The organism is Streptomyces sp. TN58, from assembly GCF_001941845.1.
GTDB lineage: Bacteria > Actinomycetota > Actinomycetes > Streptomycetales > Streptomycetaceae > Streptomyces.
Map to the genome: position 1 here is coordinate 1,394,303 of NZ_CP018870.1, position 26,875 is coordinate 1,421,177.

Here is a 26,875-nt window from a genome sequence, read left to right on the forward strand (position 1 = left end):
CTCAGTCCTTCTGCTTCCGGCGCCGGGCGCCCGGCACCGTTCGGCCAACGATCACAGTACGGCGGGATGCCCTCGGCGGCACGCCGCCCGGGGCGGCGTCCGACTTGCCCAGCGCCTTGCGCACGCCGTAGCCGAAGGCCGCGACCTTCACCAGCGGCCCGCCGAAGGCGGTGGCCACGGTGGAGGACAGCGCGGAGGCGTTGGAGGTGACCTCCTGGACGTCGCTCGCGATGGCGTCCACCCGGTCGAGCTGGGTGCGCGCGGAGCGTACGGTGCCGGCGGCGTCGGCGAGGAGCGGTACGGCCTGGTCGGTCACCTCGGACACCAGCCTGGTGGTCGCCCTGAGCACCTGCGCCAGCCGCACCAGGGCGACGGCGAGGAAGGAGATCAGGATGGCCCAGAAGACGGCCACGATGATCCCGGCCACCTCTACACCGGACACGTCACACCGCTCTCTGTCTGTACCCGAACCGCCGGCGGCAGCGATTCCCACAAATGGTCCTCCGACCCTATCGCGCCGGGGATACCCGGCCGTACCCGAATTCGGGGCCGGGCCGCCGTGTTTTGTACGCAGCGCATCGGGACCAGTACGCTCCGTGTCCCATGCGACACAGACCCCTTCGACGTACCGGCCGGGGCAATCTTCCCTCGGAGCTGAGCGGGTTCATCGGGCGGGGTGCCGAACTCGCCGAGGTGGGGCGGCTCCTGGAGGCCTCCCGGCTGGTGACCGTGACCGGTGTGGGCGGGGTCGGCAAGTCCCGGCTGGTGCTCGCGGCGGCCCGGTCGGCCGCCGAGGCTGCGCAAGGAGCGCAGGGAGCGCAGGGAGCGCAGGAGGCGCACGCGCCGGGGCAGGAACGCTACTGCGACGGCGTGTGGCTGGCCGAACTGGCCTGCGTACGGGATTCGTCGCTGCTGGAGCTGGCCCTCTCCGAGGCGCTCGGGCTGACCGACCACACCACCCGTCCGCCCCGGGCCGTGCTGGCCGAGCACCTGGCGGACAAGCGGCTGCTGCTGGTCCTGGACGGCTTCGAGCAGCTGGTGGACGAGACCGCGGGGCTGGTCCGCGAGCTGCTGCTGCGCTCCCCCGGCCTGCGCGTGCTCGCGGCGGGGCGGCGGCCGCTGGACCTGGACGGGGAGCGTACGTTCCCGCTCGCCCCGCCGGTCCCGGAGGAGGCACTGGCCCTGCTGGCGGCGCGGGCCCGCGCCGCCGACCCGCAGTTCGCGCTGACCGCGGCGAACCGGGCCGAGCTCGCGGAGGTGTGCGCGCGCCTCGACCGGATCCCGCTCGCCCTGGAGCTGGCGGCCGGCAGGCTGCGGACCCTGTCCCCGGCCCAGGTGCTCGCCCGGCTGGAGGACCGCTTCGGCCTGCTGACGGGCGGCTCGCGCGGCGGCCTGAGCAGGCATCGGGCCCTGCGGACGGCCATCGGCTGGAGCCATGAGCTGTGCACTCCGGCGGAGCGGCTGCTGTGGGCGCGGCTGTCGGTGTTCGCGGGACAGTTCGACCTCGACGCCGCCGAATACGTGTGCGCCGGCCCCGACCTGCCGGTGGAGGGCGTCCTCGACCTGGTGGGTGAGCTCCTGGCCCAGTCACTGCTGGTCCGGGAGGAGACGGCCGCGGGGGTGCGCTTCCGAATGCTGGAGACCGTACGGCTGTACGGGGCGGGCTGGCTGGAGTCCCTGGGCGACGCGGCGCGGCTGCGCCGCCGGCACCGGGACTGGTACATAGGGCTGGCGACCTGGTGCGAGCTGGACTGGTTCAGTGAGCGCCAGCACGAGGTGGCCGCGCTGGTGGAGGCGGAGCTGCCGAACCTGCGGCTGGCCCTGGAGTGCTGTCTGGACGAGCCCGGCGAGCTGCACCTGGGCCAGTACCTGGCGGGCACCCTGTGGTTCTACTGGGCGGGCTGCGGACGCCTGACCGAGGGGCGGCACTGGCTGGAGCGGACCCTGGACGCCCCGGGCCGGGCGGTGGCGGAGTACGAGAGTTCGCGGCTGAAGGCCCTGTGGGTGCTGGGGTACGTCGCGGCCCTGCAGGGCGACGCGACGGCCTCGATGTGCGCGCTGCACGAGTGCCGGGAGGGCGCTGCGCGCAGCGGGAACCGGGTGGCGGCGGCGTACGCGGTGCACCGGCTGGGCTGCCTGGCTCTGGTCTCGGACGACATGGCCCGGGCCCGGGAACTGCTCGGCGAGGCGCTGGAGCAGTACCGGGCGGCCGGGGAGCTGAACAGCAACGTGCTGATGTGCCAGGTGGAGCTGGGGATGGCGCTGGCCTTCCTCGGGGACCTGCCGGGCGCGCTCGCGCTGTGCGGGGAGGTCCGGGAGATCTGCGAGGAGCGCGGGGAGCGCTGGACGAAGGCGTACGCGCTGTACGTGCTGGCGTACGCGGCCCTGGACGGGGGCGACGTGCAGGAGGCCCGGCGGCTGCTGAGCGAGTGCGTGGAGATCAACCACGCCTTCCACGACCTGGTCGGGCTGGTGCTCGCGCTGGAGCTGCTGGCGCTGGTCACGGTCGCTGAGGGCGATCCGGCCGAGGCCGCGGTGCTCCAGGGCGCGGCGGAGCCGATGTGGGGCGGGGTGGGGCTGCGGCTGTTCGGCTCGGGGTACTTCAACGCCCCGCGGCTGATGTGCCTGGAGCGGGCGGGCGAGCTGCTGGGCGCCGAGCGGTACGCGGCGTGCGCGGCCGAGGGCCGGGAGCTGGGCCGGGAGGCGCTGGTGGGGCGGGCGCTGCGGGGGGCGGCGCGGCTGACGCCGCCGGCCGAGCGCGGCGGGCTGCCCGGCCCGCGGGCCGCGCGCGGCACGGCGCCGGCGGACCAGCCGTAGGGGGTGTCGTCGAAGTGGCGTCGGCCGCCCGTGAGGGCGGGGGTCCGCCGGGAAGCGGAAAACCCGCCGCCCCGTGGAGGGGACGGCGGGTTTCCACCAGCCTGTGAGGGCTACGCCTGCCGGAAGATCAGCGGGCGTAGTACTCGACGACGAGCTGCTCGTCGCAGATGACCGGGATTTCCTTGCGGTTCGGGTCACGGTCCAGGCGGAAGGCCAGGGCCTTCAGGTTGACCTGCAGGTAGCGCGGGGTCTCGCCCTCGCCTGCGTAGCCACCCTCACGGGCGACCTGGAACGGAACCTTCTCGCGGCTGCGCTCGCGCACGGTGATGACGTCGTCCGGGCGGACACGGAACGACGGCTTGTCGACCTTGGCGCCGTTGACCTCGATGTGGCCGTGGACGACCATCTGGCGGGCCTGGTAGATCGTGCGGGCGATGCCCGAACGCAGGACCAGGGCGTCGAGACGACGCTCAAGCTCGACGACCAGCGCCTCGCCCGTCTTGCCCTCGGCCTTCTTGGCGCGGTCGTACGCGCGGGCCATCTGGCGCTCGGAGATGTCGTACTGAGCGCGCAGACGCTGCTTCTCCAGCAGACGGACCTTGTAGTCCGAGTTCTGCTTGCGGCCACGGCCGTGCTCGCCCGGCGGGTAGGGGCGGGCCTCGAAGTACTTGACGGCCTTCGGCGTCAGGGCGATGCCGAGGGCGCGAGACTTCTTGACCTTGGGTCGCTTCTGGTTCACGGGGAACCTACCTCCATGTAAGTTAGGTGAGGCTTACCTTAGCGAGGAGGACGTAATGTCTCGACCACATGGGATCCCCCTGCCCAGTGCGCAACGCAGTTCGGATTCAGACGAAACAGAATCCGCTTGCGCCGACGATAAGCAAGGTCAGCCGCGTCCCAGGGAAGGCGTTCGGCAGCTCACCGGAGCCGAACGCGTACGAACCCTCGTAGAGTCCAACGCCTCAGTATCCCTCACGCTGATCGGTGCTCGTGACAGTCACGGGCCCGAAGAGTTCGGGACGGGGATGCCGGTCGCGCGGACCGTCACCCCGGACGGGGACGTGATTCTCCTTGTCTCAGGGGAATCCACGGCTGCCAGGGCAGCCGCTCACGCCCAGGACGACGACCTCACCGCCGTGATCGAGATCACGGATGTGGCGCCGGTGTCCGTGCCCCATCGTATCCGAGGCCGTGCGTGGCTGGCCGGGTGGCTGACTCCGGTGCGCGGCGACGACCGCGCCCCCTGCGCCGCGCTGCTCGCCGAGCGGCAGCCGGTGGGCGAGCTGCTGGGCCTGGGCGAGTCCCTCGACTCCCCCGCGGACCTCCTGCACGGCGGCGGGCGGCCGGCCTGGATGATGCTGCGCCTGGAGGTCGGCGAGATCACGGTGGACGACCTGTGGGGCGCCGAGCAGGTGGACCCGGACGATCTGGCCGCGGCGGAGCCCGACCCGGTCTCCCCGCACGAGGCGGAACTCCTCCAGCACCTGCACGCGGCCCACGGCGACCGGATCGGCGAGCTGTGCGGGCTGCTGGGCGAGCGCGGGGCGCGGGGCATGACCGCCGTCCCGCTCGCCCTGGACCGCGCCGGTCTGCGCGTCCGCTTCACGGGCGGCCCCGGCGGCGGCTCCTTCGACGCCCGCTTCGACTTCCCCGAGCCGGTGGCGGACATCTGCGGGCTGCGCCGGGCGATGCGCACCCTGCTGTCCGCCGCCTCCCACTGAGACCCCCCGGCCGGGCGGCCGGGTCAGCCGCGGTCGGTGCCGCGGAGGCGTTCGCGGACCTTCTCCACCACGTCCGCGTAGCGGGCTTCGGCGCCGTAGCGGGTCGGCTCGTAGTACCGCTTGCCGTGGATCTCGTCCGGGGCGTACTGCTGGGCGGCGATGGCGCCCGGGACGTCGTGCGGGTAGACGTACCCCACGGCGTGCCCCAGCTTGGCCGCGCCCTTGTAGTGCCCGTCGCGCAGGTGTGCCGGGACGGACCCGGCGAGGCCCGCCCGTACGTCGGCCAGCGCCGCGCCGATCGCGGTCGTGGCGGTGTTCGACTTCGGGGCCAGGGCCAGGGCGATCGTGGCGTGCGAGAGGGTCAGCGCGGCCTCCGGGAAGCCGATCATCGCCACCGCCTGGGCCGCGGCGACCGCGATCGGCAGCGCCGTCGGGTCCGCCAGGCCGATGTCCTCGCTCGCGGAGATCATCAGACGGCGCGCGATGAACCGGGGGTCCTCCCCCGCCTCGACCATCCGCGCCAGGTAGTGCAGCGCGGCGTCCACGTCCGAGCCGCGGATCGACTTGATCAGCGCGCTCGCCACGTCGTAGTGCTGGTCGCCGTCCTTGTCGTAGCGGACGGCCGCCCGGTCGACCGCCTCCTCCAGCGTCAGCAGGGTGATCTCGTCCTCGCCCTTGGCGATGGCCGACCCGGCCCCCGCCTCCAGCGCCGTCAGCGCCCGCCTGGCGTCTCCGCCGGCGATCCGCAGCAGGTGCGCCTCGGCGTCCGCCGGCAGGGTGACCGCCCCGGCCAGGCCCCGCTCCTCCGTGAGCGCGCGCCTCATCAGGGCGCTCAGGTCGTCGTCGGTCAGCGGTTCCAGCGTCAGCAGCAGCGACCGCGACAGGAGCGGGGAGATGATCGAGAAGTACGGGTTCTCGGTGGTGGCCGCGATCAGGGTCACCCAGCGGTTCTCGACGGCCGGCAGCAGGGAGTCCTGCTGGGCCTTGCTGAAGCGGTGGATCTCGTCGAGGAAGAGGACGGTCTCCTTGCCGTAGCCACCGGCCGCGCGGCGCGCGCCCTCGATGACGGCCCGTACCTCCTTGACTCCCGCGGTGATGGCGGAGAGTTCCACGAAGCGTTTCTGCGTGGCCTGGCTGACCACGTAGGCGAGGGTCGTCTTCCCGATACCCGGCGGGCCCCAGAGGATCACCGAGGAGGCGCCGGCCGGGCCTCCGGCCCCCTCCCCGACCAGCCGCCGCAGCGGTGATCCGGGCTTCAGCAGGTGCTGCTGGCCGACGACCTCGTCCAGGGTGCGCGGGCGCATCCGGACGGCGAGCGGCGAGCTCGCGGGGTCCTTCTCCTGGCGCTCTTCGGCGGCGGCGGTGAACAGGTCTGGTTCCACATGGGAAGCCTAAGCGAGTGCACCGACAGGACCGCCCGCCGCCGGAGGGCGGGTCAGGAGGTCCAGAAGTCCCACCAGCGGGTCAGGATCAGCATGCCGATGATCCCGATGTGCAGCACCGGCAGCACCCAGGTGAACTCCTCGAAGAAGCTCCTGAGCCAGCCCGGGGCCGGCAGCAGCCCGGCGCGGACGTTGTGGGAGGTGACGTACCAGAACATCAGGATGGTGGCGACCCAGGCCAGGGAGCACCACAGGCACAGCGCGTTGATGTTGTAGAGCGACTGGTAGGTGAGCCAGGCGCAGAAGACGACGCCGAAGAGGGTGCCGGCGTTGAAGGTGAGCCAGTACCAGGCGCGGAAGCGGGCGCCGGCCAGGATGCTCATGCCGACGCAGACCACGATCCCGTAGGCGACGAGGCCGAGCATCGGGTTCGGGAAGCCGAAGACCGCCGCCTGGTCGCTCTTCATGATGTTGCCGCAGGAGACGACCGGGTTGAGGCTGCAGCCCGGGGTGAAGTTCGGGTCCTCCAGCAGCTTGAACTTGTCGATCGTGATCACCCAGGCGGCGAGCAGGCCCGCGGCACCCGTGATCACCAGCAGCAGGGCCAGTGCCCGGCTCGCCCCGAAGGTCGTCCCCCGGGCGGTCTCCGCGTCCGTGTCCCGTGTCGTCATACCGCCGCTCCACATCTGCCAGGTGATCAAGGCCCGGGCCATTGTGCCGTACGAGCCTGTGAACGGACGGGGCCGGGGAAAGGTCCCCCGGCCCCGTCCTCAGGCGTGCACGCGGCCGCCGTCAGGCGAGGCGCGCCTTGACCGTGTCGACCAGCTCGGCGACGGACACGGCCGTCTGGTCCCCGGACTCCATGTCCTTGAGCTGGACGACGCCCTCGGCGAGGTCGCGGTCGCCGGCGACGATCGCGAAGCGGGCACCGCTGCGGTTCGCGTCCTTCATGGCGCCCTTGAGGCCCTTGCCGCCGTAGGACATGTCCGCCGCGACGCCCGCCTTGCGCAGCTGCGTCACGAGGCCGAAGACGGTCGGCTTGGCCTCTCCCAGCGCCACGGCGAAGACGGTGGTCGACGCGGGGATGTCGAGCTCGACGCCCTCCTTCTCCAGCGCGAGGACCGTGCGGTCCACGCCGAGCGCCCAGCCCACGGAAGGCAGCGCCGGTCCGCCGATCATCTCGGACAGGCCGTCGTAGCGGCCGCCGCCGCCGACCGCGATGCCCAGGCCGTCGTGGACGAACTCGAAGGTGGTGCGGGTGTAGTAGTCCAGGCCGCGCACCAGCTTGTCGTCGTCCTCGAAGGCGACGCCGGCCGCGGTCACCAGGACCCGGACCTGCTCGTGGTAGGCCTTGCACGCGTCGCACAGGTAATCGCGCAGCACCGGGGCGCCGACGAGCTGCTTCTGTACGTCGGCCCGCTTGTCGTCGAGCACGCGCAGCGGGTTGATCTCGGCGCGGCGCATGGTCTCCGCGTCGAGGTCGAGGCCCCGCAGGAAGGACTGCAGTGCCTCCCGGTAGACCGGGCGGCACTCCTTGTCGCCGAGGGAGTTCAGCAGGATCCGGAAGTCGCGCAGCCCGAGCGAGCGGTAGGCCTGGTCGGCCAGGATGATCAGCTCGGCGTCCAGCGCCGGGTCCTCGGCGCCGATCGCCTCGGCGCCGACCTGCGAGAAGTGGCGGTAGCGGCCCGCCTGCGGCTTCTCGTAGCGGTAGTAGGAGCCGGAGTACCAGAGCTTGACCGGCAGGTTGCCCTTCTTGTGGAGGCTCGCCTCCAGGGCGGCGCGCAGCACCGAGGCGGTTCCCTCGGGGCGCAGGGCGAGCTGGTCGCCGCCCTTGGTCTCGAAGGCGTACATCTCCTTGGAGACGATGTCGGTGGACTCCCCGACGCCGCGGGCGAAGAGGCCCACGTCCTCAAAGCCGGGGGTCTCGATGTAGCCGTAGCCGGAGTTGCGCAGCGGGGCCGCGATGGCCTCGCGTACCGCCAGGTACTTCACGGAGACCGGCGGGATCAGGTCGTACGTGCCCTTGGGGGCCTGGAAAGTAGCCACGGAGCTTTCGTCACATTCCTCGTCGTGGAGCGGCTGTCGGGTCCGCTGCCAGGCCGGCGGCGACCTCCCGCAGGTACGGGTTGGTCGCGCGCTCGCGGCCGATGGTGGTCTGGGGACCGTGGCCGGACAGCACCACGGTCGAGTCGTCGAGCGGCAGGCACACGCGGGCCAGCGATTCGAGCATCTCGGTGTGGGAGCCGCCCGGCAGGTCGGTTCGTCCGATGGAGCCGGCGAAGAGCAGGTCGCCCGAGAAGAAGACCGGCGGGACGTCGGCCAGCTCGGGCATCCGGAAGGTCACCGACCCCTTGGTATGGCCCGGCGCGTGGGCCACGGAGAAGTCCATTCCGGCCAGTTTCAGGGCGGCGCCGTCGGCCAGCTCGCGGACGTCGTCCGGCTCCCCCACGGTCAGCTCGCCCATGAGCGGCATCCCGATGGAGCGGCCGAGGGCCTTCTCCGGGTCGCTCATCATGTAGCGGTCCTCGGGGTGGATCCAGGCCGGTACGTCGTGTGCTCCGCACACCGGGACCACCGAGGCCACATGATCGATGTGGCCGTGGGTCAGGACGACCGCGACGGGCTTGAGCCGATGCTTCCTCAGCGTCTCCTCGACTCCCTGCGCGGCCTGGTGGCCCGGGTCGACGATGACGCACTCCTCGCCGGCTGCGGGGGCGACCACGTAGCAGTTGGTGCCCCAGGCGCCTGCGGGGAACCCGGCAATCAGCACGTTCGTCCTCAATCGTCGTCGGCGGGAGGTGCAGGTCGGCAATCCTGCTGCTCAGAGCCTACCGGCGCCGCTCATTACACAGCGAACCCATATACGGTACGGCCTATCCCAGCCCGGACAGCAGTATCAGACACGTACAAGGAGACGACCCGGTGGTCACGAGCGATCAGCGGCGGCGACAGCTCGCCAGGGAGAAGTACGAGCGCCAGCAGAAGCGCCGCGCCGAGGCCCGGAAGAAGAGCCGGCAGCGGGCGGCGGTGATCGGCGCGGCGGTCGCCGTGGTGATCGCGACGCTGGTCGGCCTGATCGTGGGCGGTGTCTTCGACGGTGACAAGGACCCGAAGGACACGGCGGCGGACCCGTCGGCCTCGGCCACCCCGCCGGAGCCCAAGCAGTCCCCCTCGCCGGAGATGGCGATCGACCAGAAGGGGAAGTACACCTTCGCGCTGAAGACCAGCGCGGGCGACGTCAACTTCGCGATGGACGCGGCGAAGACCCCGCAGACCGTGAACTCGTTCAAGGCGCTGGCCGACAAGGGCTACTTCGACAACACCAAGTGCCACCGGCTGACCGCCGGGGGGATCTTCGTGCTCCAGTGCGGCGACCCCGAGGGCACCGGCCGGGGCGGCCCGGGCTACAACATCCCGGACGAGAACCTGGACTCGCTGGGCAAGCCGAACGAGCAGGGCCAGGTGATCTACCCGGCCGGCACGGTGGCGATGGCCAACACCGGCCAGCCCGGCTCGGGCGGCAGCCAGTTCTTCCTGGTCTACAAGGACAGCCCGCTGACGCCGACGTACACGCCGTTCGGCAAGATCGACGCGGCCGGCCTGAAGGTGCTGGAGGAGATCGCCAAGGCCGGCACCGCCGACGGCGGCCAGGACGGTGCGCCGAAGAACGATGTCAAGATCGAGAAGGGCACGGTCACGCAGAACTGACGGGGTGACGCGGCCCCCGGGCCGGCCGGCCCGCTCCCTGCGCCGATATTCCGTCGTGCGGGATGCGGACAGCCGGCCCGGCGGTCGCCTATGTTGGCGTTGTGCAGGGCGGGCGCTGCCCGCCCCAGGAAACTGTGGACGATGCCCAGGGGGTGAACCCCTCGCAGGCATCAGGTGGAGGAGGCGCTGTGAGCAGCGACCCGTGGGGCCGAGTCGACGAGACGGGCACCGTGTACGTGCGTACTTCCGATGGCGAGCAGGTCGTCGGTTCGTGGCAGGCGGGCACCCCCGAGGAGGCCCTGGCCTACTTCGAGCGCAAGTACGAGGGCCTGGTGGTCGAGATCGGCCTCCTCGAAAAGCGGGTGCGGACCACTGATCTGTCCGCCAAGGACGCGCAGACGGCGATCGACCACCTGCGTACGCAGGTCGACGAGCACCACGCCGTGGGCGACCTGGACGCCCTGCGCGTGCGGCTGGACAAGCTGGTCGAGACGGTGGAGTCGCGGCGCGAGGAGCGCAAGCTCCAGAAGGCCAAGCAGGCGGACGAGGCCCGGGCGGCGAAGGACGCGCTGGTCACCGAGGCCGAGCAGCTGGCGCAGAGCGACCAGTGGCGCAGCGCCGGCGAGCGCCTGCGCGCGCTGGTGGACATCTGGAAGGGCCTGCCGCGCCTGGACCGCAAGTCGGACGACGAGCTGTGGCACCGCTTCTCGCACGCCCGTTCCGCCTTCTCCAAGCGCCGCAAGGCGCACTTCGCCTCGCTGGACGCGCAGCGCGAGGACGCCCGCAAGGTCAAGGAGAAGCTGGTCTCGGAGGCCGAGTCGCTGTCGAAGTCGACCGACTGGGGTCCGACGGCCGCCCGCTACCGCGAGCTGATGGCGGACTGGAAGGCGGCGGGCCGGGCCCAGCGCGAGGCCGAGGACGATCTGTGGAACCGCTTCCGGGGTGCGCAGGACGTGTTCTTCGCGGCGCGCAGCGAGGTGTTCGCGGAGCGCGACGCCGAGCAGATCGAGAACCTGAAGCTCAAGGAGGAGCTGGCCGAGGAGGCCGAGAAGCTCGTCCCGGTGACGGACCTGAAGGCGGCGCGTGCCGCGTTCCGGTCCCTCAACGAGCGCTGGGAGGGCATCGGCCACGTGCCGCGCGACGCCCGGCCGAAGGTCGAGGGCCGGATGCACGCGGTGGAGCGCGCCATCCAGGAGGCCGAGGAGGGCGAGTGGCGGCGTACGAACCCGGAGGCGCGGGCCCGTGCGGCCGGTCTGACCGGTCAGCTCCAAGCGGCGGTCGACAAGCTGCGCGAGCAGATCGACGCGGCGCGCGCGGCGGGCAACAACGCGAAGGCCGACAAGCTGTCGCGTGAGCTGGAGGGCCGCCAGGCCCTGCTGGACCAGGCGCTGAAGGGCCTGGAGGAGTTCGGCGGCTGATCCGGCCGCCACCACCGCGAGGGCCCCGGTACGGAAATCCGTACCGGGGCCCTAGTCGTGTCCGCCCGCAGGCCGCCGTACGCCGTCCGCCGTCAGCTACGGCCGGCGGGCCGAGGTGACGCGGTAGACGTCGTAGACGCCCTCGACGCCCCGGACGGCCTTCAGGACGTGTCCCAGGTGCTTGGGGTCGCCCATCTCGAAGGTGAACCGGGAGGTGGCCACCCGGTCGCGAGAGGTCTGGACGGCCGCCGACAGGATGTTGACGTGCTGGTCCGAGAGGACCCGGGTGACGTCCGACAGCAGCCGGGACCGGTCCAGTGCCTCGACCTGGATGGCGACGAGGAAGACCGAGGACTGGGTGGGCGCCCACTCGACCTCCAGCATCCTTTCGGGCTGCTGGGAGAGGGAGTCGACGTTGACGCAGTCCGCACGGTGGACCGAGACGCCGCTGCCGCGCGTGACGAACCCGATGATCGGGTCGCCCGGCACCGGGGTGCAGCAGCGGGCCAGCTTGACCCACACGTCGTCGACGCCCTTGACGACGACACCGGGGTCGGCGTTGCTGCGCCGCTTGCCGCGGGCCCGCGCCGGCGGGATCGATTCCTCGATGTCCTCGTTGGCGGCCTCCTCGCCGCCGAGGGCCGCCACCAGCTTCTGTACGACGCCCTGCGCGGCCACGTGGCCCTCGCCGATCGCCGCGTACAGGGAGGAGATGTCCGGGTATCGCATCTCGTGTGCGAGGGTCACGAGCGAGTCGCCGGTCAGGATGCGCTGGATCGGCAGGTTCTGCTTGCGCATGGCCCGCGCGATGGCGTCCTTGCCGTGCTCGATGGCCTCGTCTCGGCGTTCCTTGGAGAACCAGGCACGGATCTTGTTCCGGGCCCGCGGGGACTTGACGAATCCCAGCCAGTCGCGGGAGGGGCCGGCTCCCTCGGCCTTGGAGGTGAAGACCTCGACGAGGTCGCCGTTGTCGAGGGTCGACTCCAGCGGCACCAGGCGGCCGTTGACGCGGGCCCCTATCGTCCGGTGGCCGACCTCGGTGTGGACGGCGTACGCGAAGTCCACCGGGGTGGCGCCGGCGGGCAGCGCGATGACATCACCCTTGGGGGTGAAGACGAAGACCTCGTTGCGGGAGAGGTCGAAGCGCAGCGAGTCGAGGAACTCGCCCGGGTCCTCGGTCTCCTTCTGCCAGTCCAGCAGCTGGCGCAGCCACGCCATGTCGTTGACGGTGTCCTGGCCGGCGCTGCCCTTGGCGGCCTGGGGGACGTCGGTGCGGACCTTCGAGGTGCCCGCCACGGTCTGCTGCTTGTACTTCCAGTGCGCGGCGATGCCGTACTCGGCGCGGCGGTGCATGTCGAAGGTGCGGATCTGCAGTTCGACGGGCTTGCCGTTGGGTCCGATGACCGTCGTGTGGAGCGACTGGTACATGTTGAACTTGGGCATCGCGATGTAGTCCTTGAACCGGCCGGGGACCGGGTTCCACCGTGCGTGCACCGTGCCGAGGGCGGCGTAGCAGTCGCGGACGGTGTCGACGAGGACGCGGATGCCCACCAGGTCGTAGATCTCCGCGAAGTCACGGCCGCGGACGATCATCTTCTGGTAGACGCTGTAGTAGTGCTTGGGGCGGCCCGTGACGGTGGCCTTGATCCGGGCGGCTCTGAGGTCCACCTGGACCTCGTCCGTGACGAGGGCGAGGTATTCGTCGCGCTTGGGCGCCCGCTCGGCCACCAGGCGCACGATCTCGTCGTACATCTTGGGGTAGAGGATCGCGAAGGAGAGGTCTTCCAGCTCCCACTTGATGGTGTTCATGCCCAGCCGGTGGGCCAGCGGGGCGTAGATCTCCAGGGTCTCGCGGGCCTTCTTCTCCTGCTTCTCCCGCTTGAGGTAGCGCATCGTCCGCATGTTGTGCAGCCGGTCGGCGAGCTTGATGACCAGGACGCGCGGGTCCTTCGCCATGGCCACGACCATCTTGCGGACGGTTTCGGCCTGGGCGGCCTCGCCGAACTTCACCCGGTCGAGCTTGGTGACGCCGTCGACGAGCAGCGCCACGGCGTCGCCGAAGTCGCGGCGCAGGTCCTCCAGGCCGTAGTCGGTGTCCTCGACGGTGTCGTGGAGCAGCCCGGCCATGAGGGTGGCCGGGTCCATGCCGAGCTCGGCGAGGATGGTCGTGACGGCGAGCGGGTGGGTGATGTACGGGTCGCCGCTCTTGCGCTTCTGGCCGCGGTGCCAGCGCTCGGCCACCTGGTAGGCCTGTTCCAGCTGGCGCAGCGTCGACGTCTCGATCTTCGGGTCGTTGCTGCGGACTATGCGGAGCAGGGGCTCCAGTACCGGGTTGTACGGGTTCGAACGCTGCACGCCGAGGCGGGCCAGGCGGGCGCGCACCCGGTTGGAGGACGCGGCCGACTTCGCGGGGGCGGGCTTGACCGGCGCCGGCTTGGGGGCGGGCTTGGCCGGCGGGGCCGGCGCGGGCGTGGCGGCGGCCGCCGTGGCCTGCTCGGCCTGCGGGTCGGGCTGCGCGGCGGAGATTGGCTGGACCTCGTCTGGCAAGAGCGCTCCTCACGGGGGTCCCTCCGGACGCCAGTCCGGGGGAGGATCCGGTGCCCGAGTCCGGTCCGGACAACCCATCGTAGCGAGGGTTGGGTCACCCCGTTCGCCGAGGCCGCCGCCATGGCCCGCGCACGCGGACGGCGGGCATCCGGGAGGTCCCGGATGCCCGCCGTCTCCTGCGGGGAGGACGCGGTCAGACGACGATCAGCGCGTCCAGCGGAGCCCCCGCCAGGGCCCCGGCCAGCTTGGCCCGGCCCGGCAGGAACGACAGCTCCATCAGGACCGCCACGCCGGCCACCTCCGCGCCGGCCCGCCGGATCAGCGAGAGGGAGGCCTCCGCCGTGCCGCCGGTGGCCAGTACGTCGTCGATGACCATGACCCGGTCACCGGTGGCCAGGTCCTCGGCGTGCACCTCGATCTCGGCCGTGCCGTACTCCAGCTCGTACGACTGCGCGAGCGTCGCTCCCGGCAGCTTGCCGGCCTTGCGGACCGGCACGAAGCCGATCCCGGCCTGCACCGCCACCGGTGCCGCGAGGATGAACCCGCGCGCCTCCAGCCCGACGATCTTCGTCGCCCCGTACTGCCCGGCCAGCTCCACCAGCGCGCCGGTGAGCGCGCCGAACGCCTCGGGGTCCGCCAGCAGCGGGGTGATGTCCTTGAACATCACGCCCGGCTTCGGATAGTCCGCCACGTCCTTGATGCGGCTGAGCAGGAGGGTCCGTACGACGTCGGACAGCTGAGCGGTCAACGCCGCCGTCCCGGCTGCTGGCGGCCCTGCGAGACCACCTGCGGCTCGTCGCCGGAGTCGCGGACGTCGTCCGCGGTCTCGCCCTTGGCAGCGGCCGCGGCGCGCTTGGCGAGCACCCGCTTCTTCAGCGCCTTCATCGCCGGCTCGCGCTCCTTGAGGTCCACGACCAGCGGCGTCGCGATGAAGATCGAGGAGTACGCACCGGCCGCGAGGCCGACGAACAGCGACAGCGAGATGTCGTTCAGCATGCCCGCGCCCAGGAAGCCGCCGCCGATGAACAGCAGGGCGGCGACCGGGAGCAGCGCCACGACCGTGGTGTTGATCGAGCGGACCAGGGTGCCGTTGATGCTGCGGTTGGCGATCTCGCTGAAGGTGTAGCGGGTCTGCTTGGTGATGTCCTTCGAGCCCTCCTTCAGACCGTCGAAGACGACGACGGTGTCGTAGAGGGAGTAGCCGAGGATGGTCAGCAGGCCGATGACGGTGCCCGGGGTGACCTCGAAGCCGACGAGCGCGTACACGCCGACGGTGATGGTGAGGTCGTGGATCAGGGCGATCAGCGCGGCGACGGCCATGCGCCATTCGAAGGCGATGGCGAGGTAGATCACCACGAGGACCATGAAGACGCCGAGGCCGGTCCAGGCCTTGTTCGCGATCTGCTCGCCCCAGCTGGGGCCGACCAGGTCGGCGTTGATGTCGGCCTCGGTGACCTTGAGGTCGGTGGCCAGTTCCTTCTTCACGTCGGTCGCGGCGGCGGTGTCCAGACCGGAGATCTGGATGCGCATGCCGCCGGTGCCGAGTTCCTGGACGATCGCGTCGTGGCCGGAGGCCTTCTCCGCGGCCTCCGTGACGCCTGTGACCGAGACGGCCGTCTTCGGGGTGGTGAAGACCGCTCCGCCCTTGAACTCGATGCCCATGTTGAGGCCCTGGACGGCCAGGGCGACGATCGCCGTGATGGTGATCAGGATGGAAACGCCGTACCAGAGAAAGCGCTTGCCGACGAAGTCGTAGCCGACCTCACCGCGGTACAGCTTGGCGCCGAGATCTCCCAGCTTCGACATCTCTCACGCCTCCTTTGCTTCGACGGGGGCGGGTGCGGCGGTACGCCGGGAGCTGCGCAGCGGGGGCTTGGCCCCCAGCCGCTTCGGGTCGAGCCCGGACCACGGGTGGCCGCTGGCGAAGAACTTCGTGCGCGCCAGCAGTGTCATGACGGGCTTGGTGAAGAGGAACACCACGACCACGTCGAGCAGGGTGGTCAGACCCAGGGTGAAGGCGAAGCCCTGCACCTTGCCGACGGTGACGATGAACAGCACCGCTGCGGCGAGGAACGACACGAAGTCGGAGACCAGGATGGTGCGGCGGGCGCGCGGCCAGGCGCGCTCGACTGCGGGGCGCAGGGTGCGGCCCTCGCGGATCTCGTCGCGGATGCGCTCGAAGTACACGATGAACGAGTCCGCGGTGATACCGATGGCGACGATCGCACCGCAGACGGCCGGCAGGTTCAGCGCGAAGCCGATGCCCTTGCCGAGCAGCGCCATGATCGTGTAGGTCAGGATCGCCGAGACCAGGAGGCTGATGATCGCGATGAAGGCCAGGCCGCGGTAGTAGACCAGCAGGTAGACGACCACGAGGAGGAGGCCGATCGCACCGGCGATCAGGCCGGCCCGCAGCTGCTCGCCGCCGAGGGCGGCGGTGACGGTGGTGACGCTGTCCTCCTGGAAGGACAGCGGCAGGGCGCCGTACGAGAGCATGTTGCCCAGGTCCTGCGCGGACTGCTGGTCGAAGCCGCCGGAGATCTGCGCGTTGCCGCCGGTGATCGCCGAGCTGACGGACGGGTCGGAGATGACGTCGCCGTCGAGGACGATCGCGAACTGGTTCTGCGGCATCTGCTTGGCCGCCAGCTCACCGGTGACCTTGGCGAAGGCGTCGGCGCCGTGGTCGTTGAAGTTCATCGTGACGATCCACTGGCCCGACTGCGGGTCGATCTCGCCCCGGGCGCTCTTGACGTCCTTGCCCTCGACCGCGGCGGGTCCGAGGATCCACTTGCCCCACTGCTCACCGCGCTGGCCGCAGGCGAGCGTGGGGTCGGTGGGCTTGACGCCCTTGCCCACGTTCGTGCGCTGCGCCTCGTTGGTGCAGTCGAGCGCGGCGAACTTGGCCTGCAGGTCCGCGGCGGCCGGGTCGGGCGCGGGGGCGCTCGCGGAGGGCGACGGGGCCGCCGCCTTGTCGTCTGCCTTCTTCGACTCGCCCGCCGACGGCGTGGGAGTGGGCGCGTTCGGGGCCTTGAGGCCCTCGCTGAGTGCGCGGCCCTGGGAAGTGGCGCTGGACGACGGGGTGGCGGACGGGCTGGTCTTGTTCCCGTCCTGGGCCTTGGGCGCCTCGGAGCCGCTCGCGGAGGGGCTCGGGCTCTGGGCGCCCTCGGGGGCGGCGGGGGCTCCGTCCGCGAACGCGATGACCGGGCGGAAGTAGAGCTGGGCGGTGGTGCCGACCTGCTCGCGCGCCTGCTTCTCGTTCATCCCCTTGGGGATGTTGACGATGATGTGGTCGCGTCCCTGCGTCTGGACCTCGGCCTCGGAGACGCCGAGTCCGTTGACGCGGCGCTCGATGATGCCGACCGCCGTGTTCATGTTGGTCTCGTTGACGGCGTTCTCTTTGCCGGGCTCGCTCTTGGCCTTGAGCGTGATGCTCGTGCCGCCGGCGAGGTCGATGCCCAGCCGGGGAGTCGTCTGCTTGGAGAGGAACATCCCCGCGGTGAGCGCCACCATCGCGATCAGGATGATCGCCAGGGCGCGCCCCGGCCTCCCCTGAGCCCCCGTGGGCCGCCGGCCCTTCTTCGGTGCTGCCACCTTGTCGTTTCTCCCTGTCCAACCGCCCCGCGCCGGGTCAGCGCGCGGACGGCCACGAAATGTGTGGTGGGGACCCCTGCCCCCCGCAGAAGTGTCACTGACGGGGACCGCGCCGGACGCCGGTCAGGCGCCCGCACGGTCCCCGGCCGCGCTCTACTTCGCGCCGGCCTCGCCGTCGGTCTTGCCGTCCTTGGGCTCGTCGTCGCCCGCGGGCTCGTCCTTCTTGCCCAGGTCCAGCTTCGGCGCCTCGTCCTCGCCCTTGCCGAGGTCCGTCTTCGGGGCCTCGGTGAGGGAGGACGCGTCGTCCGGGACGGCCGGCGTGTCGTTCGCCACCTCGTCGAAGCCGTGGACGATGCGGTTGTACTCCGCGTCCTCCAGTACGGCGCCGATGGCGTTCTTCGCGTAGATCGCGTGGACGCCGGGGGCCACCTCCAGGGTGACCGTGTCGTCGGCGATCTCCTTCACCGTGGCGTACATGCCGCCAATGGTGCGGACGCCCGTGCCGGGCGTCATCTGGTCGCGCATCTGCGCGGCCTGCTGCTGCTTCTTCTTCGCGGAGCGGGTCATCAGGAACATCGCCGCGATGATCGCGATGAACGGGAGGAGTGTCACGAGATTCACGGGACGGAAATCCTTCGCACGACCGCACGCGGACGGCGGCCTTTTCTACGGGGGTGGGCACGCCGACCCGAAGGGTCGGCATCGGCGGAGTCTAGGCGAGTCCGCACCGATGGAACAACGCCCAGCATGGCACCGCAGTTCCTGAGGGGGCGAACCTCCGCGCCGTCAGGCCCCGAACAAGCCCTGTTGTCCCGTTGATCCGCCGCCGCCGTGCTGAGGTGCGACAAGCCCCAGGTGAGCCCATGCCGCAGGGGTCGCGACCCGCCCCCTGGGGGTACGGGCGAGCAGGCCTTCGCGGACCAGGAAGGGTTCCGCGACCTCCTCCACGGTCTCCCGCTCCTCGCCCACCGCCACGGCGAGCGTCGACAGCCCGACGGGCCCGCCGCCGAACAGCTTCAGAAGGGCCTCCAGAACGGCGCGATCCAGTCGGTCGAGCCCGCGGGCGTCAACCTCGTACACCTGGAGGGCGGTGGCGGCCACCTCGCGGTTGATCACACCGTCGGCCCGGACCTGGGCGTAGTCGCGCACGCGGCGCAGCAGCCGGTTGGCGATGCGCGGGGTGCCCCGGGAACGCCCGGCGATCTCGGCGGCGCCGTCGGTGTCGATCTCCACGTCGAGGAGGCGGGCGGAGCGGTGCACGACGCGCTCCAGCTCCTCGGGCGCGTAGAACTCCATGTGGCCGGTGAAACCGAAGCGGTCGCGCAGCGGCGGGGGCAGCAGTCCGGCCCGGGTGGTGGCGCCGACCAGGGTGAAGGGCGGCAGCTCCAGCGGGATCGCGGTGGCCCCGGGGCCCTTGCCCACGATCACGTCGACGCGGAAGTCCTCCATGGCCATGTACAGCATCTCCTCGGCGGGCCGGGACATGCGGTGGATCTCGTCGAGGAAGAGGACCTCGCCCTCCTGAAGGGAGGAGAGGATGGCTGCGAGGTCGCCGGCGTGCTGGATGGCGGGGCCGGAGGTGATCCGGATGGGGGCCCCCATCTCCGCCGCGATGATCATGGAGAGGGTGGTCTTGCCGAGTCCCGGCGCGCCGGACAGCAGGACGTGGTCCGCGGTGGCCCCGCGCTGCCTGGCTGCCTTCAGGACCAGGTCCAGCTGCTGGCGGACCTTCTCCTGGCCGACGAACTCTCCGAGGTCCTTGGGGCGCAGGGCCGCCTCGACGGCGGTGTCCTCCCCGTCGGCGGCGGCCGCCACGAGCCTCTCGTCGCTCTCGTCGTCCCAGTTCACGGTGTTCAGTCTGCCTTCTACGTCGGTGCGGTGGTCGATCCGGGCCCGCCGCGGCCACGCCGGTCCCGCGCGACGGCGGCGGCAGCGGCGTCAGCGGCAACGGCGTCAGCGGGCGCGGTTGAGGGACTGCAGGGCGGCGCGCAGCAGCTGCGGTACGGGGGCCGAGCCGCCGGCGGCGATGGCCGCCTCCGCCTGCGGGGTCACCGCCTCGACGGCCTCGTCGGCCTCCCGCGAGGCGTAGCCGAGGCCGATCAGGGCGGCGGAGAGCTGCTCGGTCCAGGGGGCGGGCCCCGAGGCGACCGCGCGCTGCGCCCCGACCACCGGGGCGGGGGCGCCCAGCTTGCCCTTGAGCTCCAGCAGCAGCTTCTGTGCGCCCTTCGGCCCGATGCCGGGCACCGCCGTGAGGGCCTTGGCGTCGCCGGCGGCGAAGGCCGCGCGCAGGGCGTCCGGGCTGTGCACGCCGAGCATGGCCTGCGCGACGCGCGGTCCGACGCCGCTCGCGGTCTGGAGGAGCTCGAAGACCTGGCGCTCGTCGTCGTCGGCGAAGCCGTACAGCGTCAGCGAGTCCTCCCGGACGACCAGGGACGTGGCCAGCCTGGCGTGCTCGCCCGTCCGCAGGCCGGCGATGGTGTTCGGCGTGCAGTGCACGGCCATGCCCACTCCCCCGACCTCGATCACGGCGAGGGTGGGGGTGAGCGCGGCGACCTCGCCGCTGACGAAGGCGATCATCGGGTACGGCCTTTCGAGGCGTGCTGGGCGACCGCCCGCTGGAGGCGGTTGTGGGCGGGGGCCCGCCAGATGTGGCAGATGGCGAGGGCGAGGGCGTCGGCGGCGTCGGCCGGCCTGGGCGGCTCGGCCAGCCGCAGCAGGCGGGTGACCATCGCGCCGACCTGGGCCTTGTCGGCCCGGCCGCTGCCGGTGACGGCGGCCTTGACCTCGCTCGGGGTGTGCAGGGCGACCGGTATCCCGCGGCGGGCGGCGCACAGCATGGCGACGGCGCTCGCCTGGGCGGTGCCCATCACCGTGCTGACGTTGTGCTGGCTGAAGACCCGCTCCACGGCGACGACCTCGGGCCGGTGCGTGTCGAGCCATTCCTCGATGCCCCGCTCGACGGCGACGAGCCGGTCTCCCAGCTCCGCGTCCGCGGGCGTCCGTACGACTCCCACTCCGAGCATGGTGAGGGGGCGGCCGGCCACGCCTTCGACGACGCCGACACCGCATCGCGTCAGCCCCGGGTCCACGCCGAGCACCCGCACCGCGCTCCCCCTTTGCGCCTGAGCCGGCGCCGCTCTCGCGGACGTGGCTGGTCTCTGTGTCGCTGCATGGGTGCCCCGGCTGATGGTCGCGGCCCCGCATGGCGATCACTGACATCGAGGAATCAGGCTATCGGGTGGCACTGACAAAGCGGCGGGCCGGTAGGACGTGTGTCCCACCGGCCCGCCGAAGACGCCGAGCTCGCGGCTGCGTTACGCGTCGACCTTCTCCATGACCTCGTCCGAGACGTCGAAGTTGGCGAAGACGTTCTGGACGTCGTCGCTGTCCTCCAGCGCGTCGATCAGCTTGAAGATCTTGCGGGCGCCCTCTTCGTCGAGCTCGACCTGCATGGTCGGGACGAAGCTGGAGTCCGCCGAGTCGTAGTCGATGCCGGCTTCCTGGAGCGCGGTGCGGACCGCGACCAGGTCGGTGGCCTCGCTGATGATCTCGAAGGTGTCGCCGTTGTCGTTGACCTCTTCGGCACCGGCCTCCAGGACCGCGCCGAGGACGTCGTCCTCGGTCAGCTCGGCCTTGGGCAGGATGATGACGCCCTTGCGGTTGAACAGGTACGAGACCGAGCCCGGGTCGGCCATGGAGCCGCCGTTGCGGGTCATGGCGACGCGGACGTCGGAGGCGGCGCGGTTGCGGTTGTCGGTGAGGCACTCGATGAGCACCGCGACGCCGTTCGGACCGTAGCCCTCGTACATGATCGTCTCGTAGTCGGCGCCGCCGGCCTCCAGGCCGCCGCCGCGCTTGACCGCGGAGTCGATGTTCTTGTTGGGGACCGACTGCTTCTTGGCCTTCTGGACCGCGTCGAAGAGCGTCGGGTTGCCGTCGATGTCGGCGCCGCCCATACGGGCCGCGACCTCGATGTTCTTGATCAGCTTCGCGAAGAGCTTGCCGCGCTTGGCATCGATCACGGCCTTCTTGTGCTTCGTCGTAGCCCATTTAGAGTGGCCGGACATCCGCCTGTCTCCTTCGCGTAACCAACAGTGTTCGTCTCCGATCCTACCGGGAGCTCATCACAGCCCGGCGCGCACCATCTCGACGAAGTACGCGTGGACGCGGTCGTCGCCGGTCAGTTCGGGGTGGAACGAGGTCGCCAGGACGTTGCCCTGGCGTACGGCGACGGTGTGTCCGTCGTAGGTGGCGAGCACCTCGGCGGCGCCGCCGACGGACTCGACCCACGGGGCGCGGATGAAGACGCCCTCGACCGGGCCGCCCTCGATGCCCGCGAAGTCGATCTTCGCTTCGAAGGACTCGTTCTGGCGTCCGAAGGCGTTGCGGCGCACGATCATGTCGATGCCGCCCAGGGTCTCCTGGTCCTCCCGGCCGTCGAGGAGCTTGTCCGCGAGCATGATCATGCCGGCGCAGGTGCCGTACACCGGCATGCCCGCCGCGACGCGCTCGCGCAGCGGCTCCAGCATGCCGAAGAGCACGGCGAGCTTCGACATCGTCGTGGACTCGCCGCCGGGGATCACCAGGGCGTCGACCTCGGCGAGCTCCTCGGGGCGCCGGACCGGCCTGGCCACGGCGTCCGCCGCGGCCAGGGCGATCAGGTGCTCCCGTACGTCGCCCTGGAGTGCCAGGACACCGATCACGGGGGTGTTCGTCATGTCGGTACTACCAGCCGCGGTTGGCGTAGCGCTCGGTCTCGGGGAGGGTGTCGCAGTTGATGCCGACCATGGCCTCGCCCAGGTTGCGGGAGGCGTCCGCGATGATCTTCGGGTCGTCGAAGAAGGTGGTGGCCTTCACGATGGCGGCGGCGCGCTTGGCCGGGTCGCCCGACTTGAAGATGCCGGAGCCGACGAAGACGCCCTCGGCGCCCAGCTGGCGCATCAGCGCGGCGTCGGCGGGGGTGGCGACACCACCGGCGGAGAACAGCACCACGGGGAGCTTGCCGAGCTCGGCGACCTCCTTGACGAGCTCGTACGGGGCGCGCAGCTCCTTGGCGGCGGCGTACAGCTCGTTGTTGTCGAAGCCGCGCAGCTTGGCGATCTCGTTCTTGATCTGGCGCAGGTGGCGGACGGCCTCGACGACGTTGCCGGTGCCGGCCTCGCCCTTCGAGCGGATCATGGCCGCGCCCTCGGCGATGCGGCGCAGGGCCTCGCCCAGGTTGGTGGCGCCGCAGACGAAGGGGGTGGTGAACGCCCACTTGTCGGAGTGGTTGACCTCGTCGGCCGGGGTCAGGACCTCGGACTCGTCGATGTAGTCGACGCCGAGGGACTGCAGGACCTGGGCCTCGACGAAGTGGCCGATGCGGGACTTGGCCATCACGGGGATGGACACGGCCTCGATGATCTCTTCGATCATGTTCGGGTCGGACATGCGCGCGACGCCGCCGTCCTTGCGGATGTCGGCCGGGACCCGCTCCAGGGCCATGACGGCCACCGCGCCGGCGTCCTCGGCGATCTTCGCCTGCTCGGCGTTGACCACGTCCATGATCACGCCGCCCTTGAGCTGCTCGGCCATGCCGCGCTTGACGCGCGAGGTGCCGATCGCCGACTCGGCGGACTGGGGGGAGGTGGGAAGCGTGCTCACGGATTGACCTCACTCGAAAGGAAGACGGGTACTGCTCCCGCCGAGGAAACCCCAAGGGATCAGTCCACTACAAGGGCCAATGTGGAGCCAGTGGCTCTTTCATTTGTCCCTCGTGGCCCTAGGGCCTGTATCGAGTTGCCCCGTGGAGCAAGGAGCGGCGTTCGGTGCGTGCCCTCGGCGTAGCGGCGTTCGGTGCGTGCCCTCGGCGTGCGGGACGAATGTCCTCGTAGCGGAGCTACCAGGGCATTCGGCTCGTGCGCCGAGGGTGCGTGCCGGGCGTCGCGACGCCGCGGGGCAACTCGATACAGGCCCTAGGGGGTCGTCAAAGCCCCGTCTGGGTGGCGGGGCCCGGCACGCACGCTCGCCCCTCACGGGCGGCCGACGCCACTTCGACTACACCCTTAGGACACGGGATCGGCCCCTCAGGTGGGCCGGTCGGCAAGATCCGCCGGGGGCTCGTCGTCCATTTCGAAGGCCAGCGGGAACGGCGCGTGTCCGGCCAGTCTGAACCACCGGACCTTGCGGTGGCGGCGCAGCGCGCGGGCGGCCCGTACGGCGTCGTTGTGGAAGCGGCGGGCCATCGGCACCCGGCGTACGGCCGCCGCGAGCTCCTCGGTGGCCTGCGCCCCGCCGGGAGCGGCCTTCAGCACCTCGACCTGGTCCGCGTCGGCGAAGACCGCGCGCAGCGCCTGGCTCAGCTCGCTCTCGGCGACCTCGCGGTGGTCCTCCTCGGCCTGCCGGGCGGCGTGCGCGGCCTCGTACAGCACGAGGGAGGAGGCGGGGTCGAGCGCGCCGGAGGTGGCCACTTCCAGCGCCACCGAGGCCCGCCGGACGAGCTGCGCGTCGAGCGCGGCACGTGCGGCGTCCATCCGCGAGTGCAGCCGGTCCAGCCGGCCGGCGGTCCAGCTGAGGTAGACGCCGATGACAGCCAGGGCCAGGGCGATCCAGACAAGGGTTTCGATCACGCTGCGCGACCCTACCGCTCCACCGGCGCCCGACCCCCATCGCCCCTGGCCGTGCCGGAGCCCACAGGCTGCGTCCGCCTCGGACCGGCGGGGGCCACGGGCCCATGCGGCGCGCCGGTGGCGCCGGCCGCAGGCTGGGGCGGCCCGGGCCGCCCCAGGCCGGCGTGAGCGGGCAAGCCGGTCGGGCGCGGGCCGTCAGGCCGGGTTACCGCGAGCCGCAGGCCAGGTCGGCGCCGGCCGCAGGCCGGGCGGTGGCCCGCTCAGTTCCCTGGGGAGGGGCCGGCGGTCAGGGGTCCGAGGGCTCGCGGGAGAAGCCCAGGCGGGTGCGGAGCGGGACGCGTTCGTCGGCGTCGACGGCCGCCGCGCCGTCCGTGACCGTCTCGTACACGGCCAGGATGTCCGCCCCGACGGTGGACCAGTCGAAGCGGCGTACGTGCGCCGAGCCGCTGGCACTGAGCCGTGCCCGGCGGTCGGGGTCCCGCAGCAGAGCGATCGCGCCCGCCGCCAGGGCGTCCGCGTTCTCGTTGGCGAAGAGGTCGCCGGCCCGGCCCTGGTCCAGGACCTGCGCGAAGGCGTCCAGGTCGGACGCCAGCACCGCGGCGCCCGCCGACAGCGCCTCGACCAGGATGATGCCGAAGCTCTCGCCGCCCGTGTTGGGGGCCACGTAGACGTCGACGCTGCGCAGCAGGCGGGCCTTGTCCTCGTCCGAGACCATGCCGAGGAACTCCACCCGCGAGCGGATCCCGGCGGGCAGCGTCGCCACCGCCTCCTCCTCGTCGCCGCGGCCCGCGACCAGCAGCCGTACGTCCGGGCACGCCTCGACGATCTTCGGGAAGGCCGCCATGAGCACCGGCAGGCCCTTGCGCGGCTCGTCGATGCGGCCGATGAAGCCGAGCGTCCCGCCGCCCCATTCCGCCTTGGGCTCGGCCTTCTGGAAGAAGTCCACGTCCACGCCGTTCGGGATCACGACGGCGTCCCCGCCCAGGTGCTCCACCAGCGTGCGCCGCGCGTACTCGCTCACCGCGATCCGCGCGCTGATCTTCTCCAGGGCGGGCTGCAGGATCGGGTACGCGGCGATCATGGCCCGGGAGCGCGGGTTCGAGGTGTGGAAGGTGGCCACGATGGGCCCCTGCGCCGCCCAGCAGGACAGCAGTCCCAGCGAGGGCGAGGCCGGCTCGTGGATGTGGATCACGTCGAAGGTGCCGTCGTGCAGCCAGCGCCGGACCCGGGCCGCGGACAGGAATCCGAAGTTCAGCCGGGCCACGGACCCGTTGTACGGGACCGGCACGGCCCGCCCGGCGGAGACCACGTACGGGGGCAGCGGGGTCTCGTCGTCGGCCGGGGCCAGTACGGACACCTCGTGGCCGAGGCCGATCAGGTGCTCGGCGAGGTCTCGGATGTGGAACTGGACGCCGCCCGGCACGTCCCACGAGTACGGGCACACGATGCCGATCTTCACTGCGTGCGCTCCCCCTGGTCTTCCAGGTCGTCCAGCCAGAGCCGCTGCAGCATGTGCCAGTCCTCCGGGTGCTCGGCGATGCCCCACGCGAAGGCGTCCGCCACCGCCTGGGTCATGGCGGTGGTCTTCTCGGTCCGGGTCCCTGCCTTGGGGACCTCCACCTCGGGGTGGATCCGGCCGTACATCTTCGGCGTGTCGCCGTAGTACAGGGTCGCCGGGAGCAGCACGGCGCCCGTCTGCTGGGCCAGCAGCGCCGGGCCGGCCGGCATGCGCGCCTTCGCGCCGAAGAAGTCCACCTCGACGCCGGAGGCCGACAGGTCGCGGTCCGCGACCAGGCAGACCAGGCCGCCGGAGCGCAGCCGCCGGGCGAGGGTGCCGAAGGCGGCGCCGCCGCTGTGCGGCAGTACCTCCATGCCCAGGCTCTCCCGGTAGGCCACGAAGCGGTCGTAGAGGCTCTCGGGCTTGAGCCGCTCGGCGACCGTGGTGAACGGGACCCCGATGTGGCCGATGGCCCAGGCCCCGGCGAGGTCCCAGTTGGCGAGGTGCGGCAGGGCGACGACGACCCCGCGCCCGGAGGCGAGGGCGTCGCGCAGGATGTACTCGTCCCTGAACTCGACGTCCGTGCCGAACCGCCGCGGATCCATGGTCGGCAGCCGGAAGGACTCCATCCAGTACCGCATGTACGAGCGCATGCCGGCCTTGGACAGCTCGCGCAGCCGCTCGGGGCCGGCGTCGGGCACGACCCGGGCGAGGTTCGATTCGAGCCGCAGCACGCTCTTGCCGCGGCGCTTCCACGCGAAGTCCGCGATGCGCCGGCCGAGGGCCACCGCGGCGGGCTCGGGCAGCTTCTTGACCCCGGCCCAGCCGAGCCCGTACAGCCCGTCGACCAGCTTGTCCTGTGCGGTACCCATCAGGCGGCGCCGCCCTCGGCGGTCGCGGCGTCGGCCTCGGCGGACTCGCGGCGTACGGTGACCACGCGCTGGATCAGCGTGACGAGCGAGCCGGCGGCGACCACCCACAGGGCGATCGGCAGCAGGACGCCGATCCAGGACGGCACCCCGAAGGTCTGCAGTCCGGACAGGCCGGCCGCGACCAGCGAGATCACCAGGCGTTCGGCGCGTTCGACGAGCCCGTTGACGGCGACGGGCAGCCCGATCGACTCGCCTCGGGCCTTGGTGTAGGAGACCACCTGGCCGCTGGCCAGGCAGAAGATCGCGACCGCGCACAGCGCGTTGTCGTTGCCGGAGCCCGCGTACCACAGGGCGAGGCCGCCGAAGATCGCCGCGTCGGCCACCCGGTCGAGGGTGGAGTCGAGGAAGGCGCCCCACCGGCTGGAGATGCCGGCCTGGCGGGCCATGTTCCCGTCGACGAGGTCGGAGAAGACGAAGAGGGTGATGGTGATGGTGCCCCAGAAGAACTCCCCGCGGGGGAAGAAGACCAGTGCGCCCGCCACCACTCCGGCCGTGCCGATCAGGGTGACCGCGTCCGGGCTCACCCCCCGCCGGAGCAGAAATGCGGCGAATGGCGTGAGAACACGCGTGAAGAATGCACGCGCGTACTTGTTCAGCATGGCCTTCCCGGAGGGTCGCTGGGCCGCACGGCCACAACGGCCACCGGCTGGCCC

The 26,875-nt window shown here is 71.5% G+C and carries 25 protein-coding genes; 4 read left to right on the forward strand and 21 right to left on the reverse strand.

From position 1 onward, the window contains the following. Position 1 precedes the first annotated feature (1 nt). Positions 2-442, reverse strand: a complete 441-nt coding sequence (locus BSL84_RS06335) for a DUF948 domain-containing protein (RefSeq protein ID WP_030029002.1) — start codon at positions 440-442, stop codon at positions 2-4. A 161-nt stretch (positions 443-603) separates the two neighbouring features. Between BSL84_RS06335 and BSL84_RS06340 the strand changes: the two genes are divergently transcribed. Further along, on the forward strand, positions 604-2,817 hold the full coding sequence (locus tag BSL84_RS06340) for an ATP-binding protein (RefSeq protein WP_075969985.1): 2,214 nt from the start codon (positions 604-606) through the stop codon (positions 2,815-2,817). Positions 2,818-2,944: 127 nt separating this feature from the next. On the opposite strand, the gene rpsD is transcribed toward BSL84_RS06340, so the two are convergent. Then, entirely contained in the window at positions 2,945-3,556 is a 612-nt protein-coding gene (gene rpsD / locus BSL84_RS06345; protein ID WP_030026606.1) for a 30S ribosomal protein S4, read from the reverse strand. Between the two features lie 55 nt (positions 3,557-3,611). On the opposite strand from rpsD, the gene BSL84_RS06350 reads away from it, so the two are divergent. After that, a complete protein-coding gene (locus BSL84_RS06350; protein ID WP_420718778.1) occupies positions 3,612-4,538 on the forward strand; it encodes a DUF2470 domain-containing protein in 927 nt (308 codons plus the stop codon). A gap of 23 nt (positions 4,539-4,561) precedes the next feature. Here BSL84_RS06350 and BSL84_RS06355 read toward each other — a convergent pair whose 3' ends face one another. The 4 genes from BSL84_RS06355 to BSL84_RS06370 all read right to left on the reverse strand — a co-directional run bounded on the left by BSL84_RS06355 (position 4,562) and on the right by BSL84_RS06370 (position 8,690). Beyond that, positions 4,562-5,920, reverse strand: coding sequence for a replication-associated recombination protein A (locus BSL84_RS06355; RefSeq protein WP_075969986.1), 1,359 nt, complete (start codon positions 5,918-5,920; stop codon positions 4,562-4,564). Positions 5,921-5,973: 53 nt separating this feature from the next. Further along, positions 5,974-6,591, reverse strand: a complete 618-nt coding sequence (locus BSL84_RS06360) for a vitamin K epoxide reductase family protein (RefSeq protein ID WP_030026609.1) — start codon at positions 6,589-6,591, stop codon at positions 5,974-5,976. A gap of 121 nt (positions 6,592-6,712) precedes the next feature. After that, a complete protein-coding gene (gene hisS, locus BSL84_RS06365; protein WP_030026610.1) occupies positions 6,713-7,966 on the reverse strand; it encodes a histidine--tRNA ligase in 1,254 nt (417 codons plus the stop codon). Positions 7,967-7,976: 10 nt separating this feature from the next. Beyond that, on the reverse strand, positions 7,977-8,690 hold the full coding sequence (locus BSL84_RS06370) for an MBL fold metallo-hydrolase (protein WP_030026611.1): 714 nt from the start codon (positions 8,688-8,690) through the stop codon (positions 7,977-7,979). Between the two features lie 152 nt (positions 8,691-8,842). On the opposite strand from BSL84_RS06370, the gene BSL84_RS06375 reads away from it, so the two are divergent. Further along, positions 8,843-9,628 (forward strand): peptidylprolyl isomerase, encoded by a 786-nt coding sequence (locus BSL84_RS06375; protein WP_030026612.1) that lies wholly within the window; start codon positions 8,843-8,845, stop codon positions 9,626-9,628. A gap of 188 nt (positions 9,629-9,816) precedes the next feature. Further along, positions 9,817-11,046, forward strand: a complete 1,230-nt coding sequence (locus BSL84_RS06380) for a DUF349 domain-containing protein (protein WP_030026613.1) — start codon at positions 9,817-9,819, stop codon at positions 11,044-11,046. A gap of 96 nt (positions 11,047-11,142) precedes the next feature. Here BSL84_RS06380 and BSL84_RS06385 read toward each other — a convergent pair whose 3' ends face one another. From BSL84_RS06385 to pgsA, 15 genes are all read right to left on the reverse strand, one after another. Beyond that, entirely contained in the window at positions 11,143-13,593 is a 2,451-nt protein-coding gene (locus tag BSL84_RS06385; RefSeq protein WP_045322080.1) for a RelA/SpoT family protein, read from the reverse strand. A gap of 193 nt (positions 13,594-13,786) precedes the next feature. Next, on the reverse strand, positions 13,787-14,341 hold the full coding sequence (locus tag BSL84_RS06390; protein WP_037661562.1) for an adenine phosphoribosyltransferase: 555 nt from the start codon (positions 14,339-14,341) through the stop codon (positions 13,787-13,789). Continuing rightward, positions 14,338-15,399: a protein translocase subunit SecF gene (gene secF, locus BSL84_RS06395; RefSeq protein WP_075969987.1), complete on the reverse strand. Its 1,062-nt coding sequence runs from the start codon at positions 15,397-15,399 to the stop codon at positions 14,338-14,340. Before secF ends, BSL84_RS06390 begins: the two co-directional genes overlap by 4 nt. A 3-nt stretch (positions 15,400-15,402) precedes the next feature. Next, a complete protein-coding gene (gene secD, locus BSL84_RS06400; protein ID WP_045322082.1) occupies positions 15,403-17,184 on the reverse strand; it encodes a protein translocase subunit SecD in 1,782 nt (593 codons plus the stop codon). Positions 17,185-17,337: 153 nt separating this feature from the next. Next, a complete protein-coding gene (yajC, locus tag BSL84_RS06405) occupies positions 17,338-17,805 on the reverse strand; it encodes a preprotein translocase subunit YajC (protein ID WP_030027903.1) in 468 nt (155 codons plus the stop codon). 165 nt (positions 17,806-17,970) lie between these two features. Continuing rightward, entirely contained in the window at positions 17,971-19,032 is a 1,062-nt protein-coding gene (ruvB, locus tag BSL84_RS06410; RefSeq protein WP_030027904.1) for a Holliday junction branch migration DNA helicase RuvB, read from the reverse strand. A 105-nt stretch (positions 19,033-19,137) separates the two neighbouring features. Next, the gene (gene ruvA, locus BSL84_RS06415) at positions 19,138-19,761 is read right to left on the reverse strand and encodes a Holliday junction branch migration protein RuvA (RefSeq protein ID WP_030027905.1); all 624 of its coding nucleotides are present in this window, start codon (positions 19,759-19,761) and stop codon (positions 19,138-19,140) included. After that, on the reverse strand, positions 19,758-20,288 hold the full coding sequence (gene ruvC / locus BSL84_RS06420; protein ID WP_030027906.1) for a crossover junction endodeoxyribonuclease RuvC: 531 nt from the start codon (positions 20,286-20,288) through the stop codon (positions 19,758-19,760). Before ruvC ends, ruvA begins: the two co-directional genes overlap by 4 nt. A gap of 210 nt (positions 20,289-20,498) precedes the next feature. Then, positions 20,499-21,251, reverse strand: a complete 753-nt coding sequence (locus BSL84_RS06425; protein ID WP_030027908.1) for a YebC/PmpR family DNA-binding transcriptional regulator — start codon at positions 21,249-21,251, stop codon at positions 20,499-20,501. A gap of 57 nt (positions 21,252-21,308) precedes the next feature. After that, positions 21,309-21,902, reverse strand: coding sequence for a pyridoxal 5'-phosphate synthase glutaminase subunit PdxT (pdxT, locus tag BSL84_RS06430; protein WP_030027909.1), 594 nt, complete (start codon positions 21,900-21,902; stop codon positions 21,309-21,311). 7 nt (positions 21,903-21,909) lie between these two features. Beyond that, the gene (pdxS, locus tag BSL84_RS06435; RefSeq protein ID WP_030027911.1) at positions 21,910-22,827 is read right to left on the reverse strand and encodes a pyridoxal 5'-phosphate synthase lyase subunit PdxS; all 918 of its coding nucleotides are present in this window, start codon (positions 22,825-22,827) and stop codon (positions 21,910-21,912) included. Between the two features lie 422 nt (positions 22,828-23,249). After that, a complete protein-coding gene (locus BSL84_RS06440) occupies positions 23,250-23,792 on the reverse strand; it encodes a membrane protein (RefSeq protein ID WP_030034543.1) in 543 nt (180 codons plus the stop codon). Between the two features lie 286 nt (positions 23,793-24,078). Continuing rightward, a complete protein-coding gene (locus BSL84_RS06445) occupies positions 24,079-25,251 on the reverse strand; it encodes a glycosyltransferase family 4 protein (protein ID WP_030027676.1) in 1,173 nt (390 codons plus the stop codon). Continuing rightward, a complete protein-coding gene (locus BSL84_RS06450; protein ID WP_075969988.1) occupies positions 25,248-26,162 on the reverse strand; it encodes a phosphatidylinositol mannoside acyltransferase in 915 nt (304 codons plus the stop codon). The genes BSL84_RS06445 and BSL84_RS06450 overlap by 4 nt, the downstream gene beginning before the upstream one ends. Continuing rightward, positions 26,162-26,821 (reverse strand): phosphatidylinositol phosphate synthase, encoded by a 660-nt coding sequence (gene pgsA, locus BSL84_RS06455; protein WP_030027674.1) that lies wholly within the window; start codon positions 26,819-26,821, stop codon positions 26,162-26,164. The genes BSL84_RS06450 and pgsA overlap by 1 nt, the downstream gene beginning before the upstream one ends. Between the last annotated feature and the right edge of the window lie 54 nt (positions 26,822-26,875).